Origin of the sequence: Hymenobacter sublimis (genome assembly GCF_023101345.1) — a bacterium.
GTDB classification, from domain to species: Bacteria; Bacteroidota; Bacteroidia; order Cytophagales; family Hymenobacteraceae; genus Hymenobacter; species Hymenobacter sublimis.
On sequence record NZ_CP095848.1, the window covers coordinates 405779 to 418204 of the forward strand.

Below are 12426 nucleotides of genomic sequence, written 5' to 3' on the forward strand. Positions count from 1 at the left end.
GACTACAGGACCGGGCCGGCATCAACCTTCGATTCGATGGCCGTCTGTACTTCTATCGGGAGCTTCGAGAGCAGGTCGTAGCCAGTGGCGGCCTCAATGGCGTCCACGGTCGTGCGGTAGGTGCTCCAGTCCTGATTCAGGGTGTTGATGTTGGGCATATCCACGGCAATGACGCGGGTAGCGGCCGTAATGCGGGCCACGTCATTGTCGCCCACGGGTAGAACCACAATCACCTTCCAGGTACGGTTAGGCACCGTGAGGCGGCCCTGGTCGAGGGTAGTGGTCAGGCCGCCGTTGCTGCCGGTGCCGCCTACCCCGTAGCTGCCGCAGACGATGTACACCTCATTGTTGGGTAAGAAAGTACGCGCGTAGCCTTCCAGCGTAGCCCAGGGCCCCTGGTTGTTTTGCGGGGCCTGGGGCATCATGTTGGTCATCAGGAAGGTAGCCGAGTTGTTTTCATCCGAAGAAGTGCGGTCGGCGCTGGGGCAGTTATGGCCCCGGTCGAAGCCCGAACCCGAGTAGCTGGTGCTTTGCACCTGGTACCACCCCTGGGGTAGGGAGGTATCGTTGCGGAAGTCGTCCTGCCGGTCGCTGCTACCACGGTCCGAGATGTCGAGGTGCCAGCTTACCCAGTTGGGCTTGCCCTGGTCGCGGTTGTAGCCCACGGCAAATTGGGGCTTGAGCAACAGGTAGTTGTTCGGGTAGCTGGGGTCGGCGGTAGCGCCGCTGGGGTTGCCCAGGGCCAAGTGGTCGTTGTCGAGGGAGGGCTGGGCAACGCCGTAGTCAGTAACGGCAAAATCGTCCAGATTCAGGCGAGCCGCCCCACCCGACGTTTTCCGAATCTCAAACTTCACCTTGCCCGGAATATTCACCGTAAAGGCCGCCGTTTGCAGCGTAGCAGTGGTCGTGAATACGGTGTTGCCCACCTTCGTCCACTTGTTGCAGTTGCAGGCCTCCGATTGCGCCCACAGCTCCCAGCTGCTGCTGGCGTCGGTGCCATAAATGGCGTGCTGCACGGTTACCGTATTGGCGCCATTAGGCAGGAAGAAGGCCATGCTGAGCGTTCCGTTCTGCTGCAGGCGTACGGCTTGCGCTCCATTTTTACGGTCGGCCTCCGCGCTGCCGAGCACGGCATCCGTCAGAATCCAGTCGCCAGAGGTGAGGCTTACGGTGCCAGCAGGGTAGGCCAACTTGGTGCCAGTGTCAAAAGGTTCTTGAACGTTGGCCGCAGCCAGAAGAGGTTGAAGCGCCAGGCACGGCAATAGCAACCAAGCGTGCAAAGCACGTCGTAAAATTTTTGGCATATACCCGCAAGAAGAAAACAAGAAAACAAGTTCCAGACTAAATCCCGGCCCTACAGATTCGCAAAAATACGCCTGTTTTAGGACTACTTTATTTCTAAATTGTTAATAAAATGCTGTCATAAATATAATATATGTAAATAGTGCAACATATAAGCTCTGAGTAATGCTACATCCCTGCAGGATATTCTAGTACGTCAAACCATCATTACCGCCAACAACACTAGCTCAAGCCGTTTAAAAGGAAGTTAATTCTATATAGTTTTAATGTAATATAATTGATATAATTAAAAGGAATAGTGCAAAATTATTGAATTATGCATGGTGCCTTATTTGGTACATCCTCCTGTCTGTTCTAGAGACCATTACTACACCTATGGAGCCGTCAGTAACTGGATGCTGCCTCACATACCTTCAAGATGTGATGGTAGGGCCTGCCCTCGGACTACTCGCACGGTCGTTATCTCACACGCAACCTGTTATTTGAAAAGACGAAGCCCCGGCTGCAGGGACAACCGGAGCTTCAGGAAGTGAGTGGTTTGCACGCCACTAACTCAGTATGGTTGTGGGTAAGCAAATTTGGGTGCTGTTGAATGCTACACAAACGCAGCTGTAGTTGGTAAGTAAGGTACATACAGGAATGTAGTTGCGCCCATTCGGTACACTTACTTGCTGTAATGTAAGAATACACTCGTGACTTAATTAATTAAACCACAAAACCCCGCGCCGGCCTTGCAGCCAACGCGGGGTTTCGTGGTTTAGTTGGCTAGTGCCAAGCTACTACATCCGGCTGATAATTTCGTCGCCGAATTCGCTGCACTTCAGCAGGGTAGCACCGTCCATCAGACGCTCGAAGTCGTAGGTTACGCGCTTCGAGGCAATAGCGGCTTCTAGGCCTTTGTAGATCAGGTCGGCGGCTTCCTGCCAGCCCAGGTGCTCTAGCATCAGGGCACCCGAGAGGATAACCGAGCCGGGGTTCACTTTGTCGAGACCAGCGTACTTGGGCGCGGTGCCGTGGGTAGCTTCGAAGATGGCGTGGCCGGTTACGTAGTTGATGTTGGCACCGGGCGCAATGCCGATACCACCCACGATGGCGGCCAGGGCGTCGGAGATATAGTCGCCGTTCAGGTTCAGGGTAGCTACTACTGAGTAGTCGGCGGGACGGAGCAGGATCTGCTGGAGGAAAGCATCGGCAATGCTGTCTTTCACCAGGATCTTGCCGCTTTCCAGCGCCGCTTTCTGCTGAGCATCGGCTACTTCCTGGCCTTGCTTGGCCGCTACTTTGTCGTACTGAGCCCAAGTGTACACTTTGTCGCCGAACTCCCGCTCCGCCAGCTCGTAACCCCAGGTTTTGAAGGCACCCTCAGTGAACTTCATGATGTTGCCTTTGTGCACGATGGTCACCGAAGGCTTGTTGTTGTCGATGGCGTACTGAATAGCCGCGCGTACCAGCCGCTCGGTGCCCTCTTTCGATACGGGCTTAATGCCGAAAGAAGACGACTCGGGGAAGCGGATTTTCTTCACGCCCATCTCATCCTGCAGGAATTCCAGCATTTTCTGCGCCTGGGGCGTGCCGTTCATGTACTCGATGCCAGCGTAGATGTCCTCGGTGTTCTCACGGAAGATCACCATGTCGGTCAGGTTCGGCTGCTTCACCGGCGAGGGTACGCCTTCAAACCAGCGCACGGGGCGTACGCAGGCGTATAGGTCCAGCTCCTGGCGCAGGGCCACGTTCAGGGAACGAATACCGCCACCCACGGGGGTAGTCAGGGGGCCTTTGATGCCCACGAGGTAGTCGCGGAAAGCATCCAGGGTTTCGTTGGGCAGCCAGTTACCAGTCTGCTTGAACGACTTCTCGCCGGCCATTACTTCCTTCCACTCCAGCTTGCGCGAACCACCGTAGGCTTTCTCTACAGCCGCGTCGAATACGCGGACGGAAGCCGCCCAGATGTCCGGACCCGTGCCGTCGCCTTCGATGAACGGGATGATAGGTTGGTCCGGCACATTCAGCTTGCCGTTCTTGATGGTGATTTTCTCTGCCATTGTTGAAAAGGTACTTTGGGTACTTAGGGTTGTTGTGGTTGAGTAGAAAAAGCCATCTGGCCGTCATGCTGAGCTTGCCGAAGCATCTCTACCTCTAATAATCAGAAGGTCTAACAACGAAGCGGGAGAGATGCTTCGGCTCCGTTCAGCATGACGTTCACATGGGACACTAATAGCCGAAGATTTCTTTCAGCGTGAGTTGCTGGACCTGGCCGTACTTGGCCAACTCCTTAAAGTTGAGGCGGTCTTTGGAACCGATAACCAGAATCGTTTGGGGCTGGCCTTTCACGCGGGCCTGCTGGAATTTCTGCAGGTCCTGGAAGCTCATGTTGGAGGTCTGCTCGTACACATCGCGGCGCACATCGTAGTCGAGGCCGAGGCGCTTGGCCCGCTCGTAGCTGAACAGAATGTCGGACTTGGTGATGCGCTCCGTAGCAATGCTGTTGCGAATGCTTTGCTTGGCAATCTGCAGGTTGGCTTCGGCCACGGGCATGTCGTTGAGCAGGGTATTCATGCCGGCCATGGCCTCGGGCAGCTTGTCGCTCTGGGTGCCGATGTAGCTGAGGTTGTAGGAGCTGCGCCCTACCTTATCGGCCGAGGCAAACCGCGAGGAAGCCGAGTACGCTAGCGCCTTGGACTCGCGCAGCTCCTGGAACACAATGCTCCCCATGCTACCCCCGAAATACTCGTTGTAGAGGCTGGTCGTCGGCAGCAGACCTTTGTCAAACACGGGTCCTTTGCTCAGGAACAAGATTTCGGCCTGCACCATGTTATAGTCCACCCAGTACACTTTGCGGTCCGTCATCGGCTGCTCGGCAAAGTCCTTGTTGGCGGGTACGGGTGTGAGCTTGGCGGGTACGCGGTGGGTAGTGTTTAGCGTAGAAGCTAACCCATCGGTCTTGCGCGGCCCGTAGTACAGCACACGGTGCTGGTAGGTCGGGAGTTTCTGAATGAGGGCGGTGAGCTGCTCGGGCTTCAGAGCCTTCAGCTCTTTCTCGCTGAGCTGGCTGGTGAAGGGGTTTTTCGCACCGTACTTGGCGTAGTTTACCAAAGCCTGATTCAGAATTACGCCTTTATTCAACTTGGCATCCTGGCGGGCTTTGAGTACACCTGCTACCATGTTCTTAAGGGCCGCCGCATCGGGCTTGGGCGCGGCCAGCAGGCTTTCAAACAGCTGCAACGCTTGCTCAAAGTTGCTGTCGAGGCCGGAGAGGCTGACGAAGGTGCGGTCCTGGCCGCTTTGCACCGAGAAAGAGCAGCCGAGCTTGTAGAACTCCTGCTGGAGCTGTGCGGCGTTGTACTTGCCGGTGCCCAGGTACTGCAGGTAATCGGTGGCGAGGCCCAGCTTGGGGTCGTGGTTCGTGCCCAGGTCGAGCACGTAGTACAGGTTGAAGAGGTTGTTCTCGGCGTTGTGGGTGTAGTACACCGGTAGGCCCGAGGCCAGCTTCGTTTCCTGAATGTCCTTCTTATAATCCAGGAACACCGGCTGCAGCTCCGGCGAGGTCATGCTGGTGACCTGCTTGTAAAAGTCGGAGGCCGCTTCGCGGTTCACCGGTACGGGCGTAATGGCGGGCTTCACCACTTTCACCGTGTTCGGGTCTTTACCGGTGCGCTTGTACACCAGGGCGTAGCCGGGGCCGTAGTACTGGTTGGCCACGCGCATCACTTCTTCTTTCGTGATGGTCGCGAAGTCATCGAACTGCTTGAGGTAGTCTTTCCAGTCCTCGCGGGCCACGAAAGCCGCCACGAAAGCGCCGGCGCGGGCCTCGTTGCTCTCGTAGCTTTTGGTGCGCTGCAGCTGCTCGTTGTTGATAATGGCCGGAATCAGCCACTCCGGAAAATCACCCTTTTTTACTTTGTTCAGCTCGCCCAGCAGCAAGTCGCGCACCTGATTAAGGCTCTGGCCTTGGCGGGGGGTAGCGTACAGGATGTGGGTGGAGTAATCGTTGTTGAGGTCCGTGAACGAGGCGGCACTCAGTACGGCCTGCTTCTGGTTCAGGTCCAGGTCGATGAGGCCGGCCTGCCCGTTGCTCAGGATTTTATCTACCATGCGCAGCACCAGCGCGTCGCGGGTGGCCGTGCCAGGGAAGCGGAACCCGACCATTACATTTTCGGCGTCCGGGCCCAGCACTTCCTTCACAATAGGCGCCGTAATGGGCGCTTCCTGGGCGGCAGTAAAGGCCGGCACCGGCTTGCTCTGCAGCTTGCCGAAGTACTGGTCGATAATGCGGATAGTTTGGTCGTAGTCCAGGTCACCGCTCAAGCACAGAGCCACGTTGTTCGGCACGTAGTACTGACCGAAATACTTCTTAATCTCGGTAATGGAGGGGTTCTGCAGGTGCTCGATGGTCCCGATGGTGGTCTGGGTGCCGTACTCGTGCTTCTGAAACAGGCTGCTGTTCATGGCCTCAAACTCCTTGCGGAAGTCGGAGTCCAGACCGCGGTTTTTCTCCTCATATACCGCCTCCAGCTCGGTGTGGAACAGGCGCGGCACCATTTCCTGCATGCGCTCGGCCTGAATGGCGGCCCATTTCTCCAGCTGGTTGCTCGGAATGTCCTCCTGGTATACCGTCTGCTCGACCGAGGTGTAGGCGTTAGAGCCCTTGGCCCCAATGGCGCCCATCACTTTGTCGTACTCGTTGGCCACGGCGTACTTGGCCGCTACGCTGGAAATCGAGTCGATCTGGTGGTAGGTGCGCTTGCGGGCGGCGGGGTCGTTGCGCTGGGCGCGGTACTGCTCGTAGAGGGCCTCAATTTTGTCTAGCTCCACTTTCTCGGCGGCCCAGTTCTGGGTGCCCAGCCGGGAAGTACCCTTAAACACCATGTGCTCCAGATAGTGCGCCAGGCCGGTAGCGGTGCTGGGGTCGTTCTTGGAGCCAGCGCGCACGGCCAGGTAGGTCTGGATGCGTGGGGCGTCGTCGTAGTCGGAGAGGTAAACGGTCAGGCCGTTGTCCAGGGTGTAGATGCGCGCTTTCAGCGGGTCGCCCTCTACGGTCTGGTAGGTATATTCTTTCTGCTGAGGAGCTGGCGCGGCAGCCGTAGTGGGGGGAGCTACCGCGGCAGTGGGCTTACTGGTTTGGCACTGGGTCAGGCCCAGGGTGGCCAGGGCCGGAATCAAAAGCAAGTGGTTTTTTTTCACAGGAAGGCCAGCGCGGAAAGCAAAGCAGAAAGGACAAGAAGCCAAAGATAGGCGGCCCCCCTGGGAATAAAAAGCTTGACGAAGCCGCTGCAGCCTCAAAGTGCGGATTTTTGCGTATGAGAAGTTGTAAGAACTGCTGATCAAGATGATTCAGCCAAGCCACGAACTGTCATTCCGAGTGCCGCGAGGAATCTGAGGTAGCTATTCAATGGATCAGCTCAGATTCCTCGCGGCACTCGGAATGACAGTTCTCTATTGATTTATCAGGAAAGCCTTACGGTTAAAAATCCGCGTCCAGGCCCAGCTTTTGCTTCATGGCCGTGAGCATGGGGTACTTCTCCATTAAGTATTCCAGCTTGTCGTTGGAGGTATAGAGCTTGCGGCCCGTTTCGATGCGCTCCACTACCTCGGCCTGCACGTTGAGGCGAGGGTAGCCAGTGCGGCGGCGCAGCTCACCTAAGAATTCGGCCCGGAACTCATTGAACTGGTCCTCCTGCACCGGGTTGTCCACCCGGAGCATGATGAGGTGGTTTTCGTTGGCCTGCACTGGCCGGTTCAGCAGGCTGTAGTGCATCATGCTGATGGCCTTCCGTTCCTCGGTCAGCTCTTTCCATACCCGCTGCAGCACCTCATCGTTGATGGCTGGTAAGCCCGTAACGGGCCCACTGGGCTCTGTATCAACGGCCGCTTTACCGGCGGCGGCTTGCTGTTCTAGCTGAGCCTTCATGGCCGCTAGGTTGCCCAAGCCTGGCAACTTGCTGCCCAGGCCTATCGGTTTGCCGGTGGGCATGCCGGGGCGGGGCGGGGGTAGGGGAGCGGCCGTAACCGGCAGCTGGCCCGGCTCGTGGCCGGCTACGCTGGGCTTGCCAATTTCCACGTGGGGCACCGAGTCGCGGAGCTGGGGCGTAGGGGGCACTTGGGTAGCCGCTTCGTCCTCGATGCTGGGAGTACCGTGCAACTCTTCTACCCCGCTTTCAATGGGTACAATTGGCTCAGGGTCAGCAGGAGCTGATTTTGGCTGCGAACTAGCGGCCGGGACCGGGGTGGGTGCCGGCGTTGCGGGTAACGGAACGGTGCCACTTGCCCCAGGGGCAGAGGTAACCGGCACTTCAGCGCTACCAGTGGGGGCAGGCGGGCTGCTGGCGGGAACCGGAGAAGTAGTTACGCTACTTTTTTTTTTCGCCTCGCCGTTATCCGACGATGCCCGTTGGGTGCTGGCAGCAGCAGCCGGCGCGGCGCTCAGGTCGCGGGCAAACTGCACGGCGCTGTTGAGGTAGGCCAGCTTCATGAGCATCAGCTCCACGTGGAGGCGCTGGTTTTTGGCCTGCTTGAATTCCCGGTCGCACTGGCTTACCAGGTTCAAAGCCGAGAGCAGGAAGGGTAGCGGGGCCGCCTGGGCCTGCTGCACGTACTTCTGCCGGATATTGTCCGAGACTTCCAGTAGCTGCACCGTCACGGGGTCCTTGCACACGAGCAGGCCGCGCAGGTGCTCGGCCGCGCCTACCACAAAGTTGTGCAGGTCGAAGCCGTTCTGCATTACCTCTTCCAGTAGCAGCAGCGTGCCCGATAGGTTTTCGGTCAGCAAGGCATCTATTAGCCGGAAGTAGTACTCATAATCCAGAATGTGCAGGTTCTGGATGACGTCTTTGTAGCTCAGGTTGTGACCCGAAAACGTGACCATTTGGTCGAACATGCTCAGGGCGTCGCGCAGGCCGCCGTCGGCCTTCTGAGCCAGTAGGTGCAGGGCATCGTCCTCGGCCTGAATCTGCTCCTGGGTGGCTACGTAGCGCAAATGCCCGCGAATGTCATCGACCCGAATCCGGTTAAAATCGAAGATCTGGCAGCGCGAAAGAATGGTGGGGATAATCTTGTGCCGCTCAGTGGTAGCCAGAATAAAAATGGCGTAGGAAGGCGGCTCCTCTAGGGTTTTGAGGAAGGCATTGAAGGCCGCATTCGAGAGCATGTGCACCTCGTCGATGATGTACACCTTAAAGCGGCCCTGCTGGGGAGCGTAGCGCACCTGTTCCACAAGGCTGCGGATGTCCTCCACGGAGTTGTTGGAGGCCGCATCCAGCTCATGCACGTTAAACGAGGCGTTTTCCTGAAAGGCGCGGCAGGATGAGCACTTGCCGCAAGCCTCTAGCTCGAAGGGTGTATTATCAGGGTCAGCGGCCTTCTGCAGAGCGTCGGGCACGATGCCAGGCTGAGTTTGCAGCAGCTCCGAAACCGGGCGGCCCTTGCGCACGTGCTCCTCCACAAACTCGCAGTTGATGGTTTTGGCCAGAATGCGGGCGCAGGTGGTTTTGCCCACGCCCCGCGGCCCGCAGAACAGGAACGCCTGGGCCAGGTGCTGGCTGACAATGGCATTCTGCAGGGTGGTAGTAACGTGCTGCTGCCCCACTACGCTGCGGAACGTGGCGGGCCGGTACTTGCGGGCTGAAACAACGAAATTCTCCATACGACTAGCCACAAAGATACCCCGAAAAGCCGGGGTTTGGAAGGACGAAGTGGGTAGGTTGCCGGCAGGAAATACAACTGTCATGCCTATCGTAGAAAGCAAACGGGGCTAGCCTCCGCTTAGGCACTCTAATCCCTCGCTCCGCTCGGAATGACAGGTGAAAACGGGAACAATTTTGCCCCTACACAACGTTTTTCTGCTGATGTGCGTACATTTGCACCCCGCTACTTGTGGCGGGAACCGTTCTTTAAAAATTGGGGCTGACCGGAATTGACAGCTTGTGCAGGTCGCGAGTAAGCGTGTCGGGAGTTGGATGAATCTCCCGTTAAAAAGTCGTCCAAACAACAACCGGCGAGTATAGCTACGCCATGGCTGCCTAATCTAGGTATTAGGTAATTGCCATCGTCCCGCATCCGTCTTCCTTTTCACGGGTGAGTTCGGGGCGTCGTAAGTATTAGGATAGTCTTGGGGGCGCTGCGACTCCAAGGCGAAACTCAAGCAGATAAGGACAAACCAAGGGCCTGATGTGCGCCTGGAATGTCTCGAAAATTCAAGCATAGATACACACGTAGAAAGCTCGACGGCTTCCTTGTCTGGACCAGGGTTCGAATCCCTGCAGCTCCACTGAATCCCGCCTTACGATATCGTAGGGCGGGATTTTTAGTTTCTGCCCAACAGTGTTGCCAATACACTACGCCTTTGTTATGATTGCAAAGCCGCGTAGCGGGGCGGGCATGATGCTAGGTGCTAGCACGTAGTGGCCGGGAGAGGGAAGTAAGAAAGCGCCGGAAGTCAGGAGCCGGGTCAACTCCGGTCAGGCTAGGCCGGACCCAGGGCAACGCGGAAAGTCGCGCCTTCGCCAACCCGGCTTTCTACCGCAACGTGGCCGCCCTGGGCCTGTACAATGCGGTGAACTAAGTAAAGGCCCACGCCGGTACCGGGCGTGTGGGTGTGAAAGCGGCGGAAAAGCTGAAACAGCTCCGGACCATGCTTGTCCGCATCGAAGCCCAGCCCATTGTCCTGAACCATAAGTACGGGCTGACTGGCCTCCAGCCACGCCGTGACCTGGATGCGGGCCGGCCGGGTCGGATCCGCGTACTTAAGCGAGTTGCCCAGCAGATTAAGCAGGATGGTACGCAGGTTGGTTCGGGCGTACTTCAGGGTGGGCAGACGCTCAAAGTCGGTGGTAATACGGGCTTGGGTGGCTTTTATCTGCGGTTTTAGCGTCTGGAGAACTTCCTCTACCACGCGGCTCAGCGCTACCCTTTCGGTGGGGGCCAAAACTTGTTGGGTCTGGCCCAGGGCCGCCAAGTCGTCGATAGTGGCGCTGAGCTGATGCAGGGCGCCGTCGATGAGCGGAACGAGCAGCTGCTCCTCGGCGGGGTCGTGGAAAGTTACGCCCCGGCGCACCTCGGCAAACAGTCCGGCCAAGTTGTTCACCGGCTGCTTGAGGTCGTGAGAGGCAGCGTACACGAAATTATCAAGGTCCTGGTTGGTGCGCGTAAGCTGCTGGTTGGTCTCGCTTAACTCCTCGTTGGAGGCCGTTAGCTCCTCGTTGATGGCAGCCAGTTCCTCATTCAGGGCCTGGACCTGCTCGCGGGCCTGCACCTGTTCCGTAATATCGGTTACCAGAGTGTAGAAACCCACCACCTGACCCTCGCGCACATCGGGCACGTAACTGGTATGAATGTGCTTGGTTAAGTCCTGGCGGTAGGGCATTTGGGCCTCAAAGCTCAGATGCTCGCCGGCCAGGGCTCGGTCCATGTAGCCCTTTGTTACCGCGTAGGCCTTTTCCCCCACTATTTCGCGGACGGGTTGGCCTAGTAACTTGGCAGGGTCTTGCCGAAACCACGCCCGGTAGGCCTCGTTGGCAAATTGGTAGCGCCGGTCCTGGTCGAGGTAGCCAATGAGCACGGGCAGAGAATCAGTAAGAACCTGCAGGCGCCGGGCCGTGGCGGCGCTGGCGTGCTGGGCCTGCACCTGGGCCGTGACGTCAAAGGCAAAAACTACTACCCCGTCAATGGCGCCGTGCTCATCAAAGCGGGCCTGCTGAATGTAGTTGAAGTAGAAGTCCTCCAGCGGGGCTCCTTCGTACTTGGCTACCGGAATCCGGATGGCCATTTCCGCGTGCGATACGCCCGTTTGGTAAACCTTGCGCAGAGTTTGCCAAACCCGCTGGCCCGCCAGTTCAGGCAAGGCTTCGAGCAGGGGCTTGCCTAGCAGGCTGCGACCCGGAAACAGCTGCTGATACGCTGGGTTCACTAGCTCGTACACCAACTCGGGGCCGTTGAGCATGCAAATAGCGGCTGGTGCTTGCTGAAAAAGCCGCTCCAGACGCTGCTGTTGATGCTCCGCTTTCTGCTGGGCCCGCAGCAGCGCGGCGGTGCGCTCGGCCACGCGGGCTTCAAGTATCTGGTTTAGGTGTTGAAGCTCAAGCTGGGCCCGAACCAACTCGTTGTTGTTAGCCAGCACTTCTTCATTGGCCGCCGTGAGTTCTTCATTAATGGAGGCTAGCTCCTCGTTGAGGTGGGCGGTGTGGCGCTCCTGCTGCTCCATCTGCTGGCGGGCTATCACCTGCTCCGTGACGTCGTTGGCAACCACCAACACCCCCGTTATTTCTCCCTGCCCGGAGCGCTGGGGCTGGTAGACAAAGTTGAAGTAGATGGTTTCGATGTGGCCGTGGCGCAGCAACTGTACGGGTAGCTCGGTGCCAACGTAGGGTGTGCCCGTGCGCCGTACGCCATCCAGCAGTTCATCAATTCCCTGGCCTTGCAACTCGGGTAGGGCCTCTAGCAGGGGCAGCCCCATAACTTGCTGCTGGGTACGGGCCCAAATCTCGCACACGGTAGCGTTGGCCAGGGTAATTAGGTAACCGGGGCCTTCTAAGTATGCAATGGCAACGGGGGCCTGGTGCAGCACATTGTGCAGGAGTTGGTCCTGAACTTCGGCCGTATCCCGAGCCGATTGCTCCCGGGTCTGGCTGGAACGTAGCTGCGCCTCGTGGCGTATCTGGGGTGTTGCGTCTTGCGCCACATGCAGCAGGTACAGCAGCCGGCCTTCCTCATCGAGGATGGGAATAGTACGCGGCGCCCAGTGGCGCTCCACAAAGTGGCCGGGGCGGTTCGGGTCGGGTACGTCGTAGCGCTGGCGCTCCATCTGGTGGGGTTGCCCCGTGGCGGCGGCCTGTGCCAGGGAGGCCTGCAAGTCGCGCACGAAGCCAGCGTCCGGCGCATCAGCCGTAGCCCGATAAACGTCGAACAACGGCCGCCCAACCAAACGGCCACGCTCCATCAGAACTGCGGCCAGGTAGGCGTCGCTGGCTGCCTCAATCCGCAGGTCGGGGGAGAGCAGCAGATAGGCGTCGGGCAAGGCATGAAAGAGGGGCAGCAGGGAGTCAGGTAGCGGCATACGCAGGGGAAAGGCGGAAAGGGAAGCTGCGCCCCAAGAGCAGGAAGCGGACGAACCGTGCCTTTACGCAAAAAGTT

The 12426-nt window shown here is 58.2% G+C and carries 5 protein-coding genes and 1 other RNA gene; 1 reads left to right on the plus strand and 5 read right to left on the minus strand.

The annotated features are described in order from the left end of the window. Positions 1-2: 2 nt before the first annotated feature. The 4 genes from MWH26_RS01810 to dnaX all read right to left on the minus strand — a co-directional run bounded on the left by MWH26_RS01810 (position 3) and on the right by dnaX (position 8941). Positions 3-1190: a DNA/RNA non-specific endonuclease gene (locus tag MWH26_RS01810; protein WP_247975809.1), complete on the minus strand. Its 1188-nt coding sequence runs from the start codon at positions 1188-1190 to the stop codon at positions 3-5. An 891-nt stretch (positions 1191-2081) separates the two neighbouring features. After that, entirely contained in the window at positions 2082-3344 is a 1263-nt protein-coding gene (gene icd / locus MWH26_RS01815) for an NADP-dependent isocitrate dehydrogenase (RefSeq protein ID WP_247975810.1), read from the minus strand. A gap of 169 nt (positions 3345-3513) precedes the next feature. Further along, on the minus strand, positions 3514-6483 hold the full coding sequence (locus tag MWH26_RS01820) for a M16 family metallopeptidase (protein WP_247975811.1): 2970 nt from the start codon (positions 6481-6483) through the stop codon (positions 3514-3516). 280 nt (positions 6484-6763) lie between these two features. Then, a complete protein-coding gene (gene dnaX / locus MWH26_RS01825; RefSeq protein WP_247977050.1) occupies positions 6764-8941 on the minus strand; it encodes a DNA polymerase III subunit gamma/tau in 2178 nt (725 codons plus the stop codon). Positions 8942-9197: 256 nt separating this feature from the next. On the opposite strand from dnaX, the gene ssrA reads away from it, so the two are divergent. Next, positions 9198-9568, plus strand: a transfer-messenger RNA (tmRNA) gene (gene ssrA, locus MWH26_RS01830). Between the two features lie 192 nt (positions 9569-9760). Here the strand turns inward: ssrA and MWH26_RS01835 are convergent. Continuing rightward, positions 9761-12349 carry a PAS domain-containing protein gene (locus MWH26_RS01835; protein ID WP_247975812.1) on the minus strand — a complete coding sequence of 863 codons (2589 nt, stop codon included), beginning with the start codon at positions 12347-12349 and terminating at the stop codon, positions 9761-9763. Between the last annotated feature and the right edge of the window lie 77 nt (positions 12350-12426).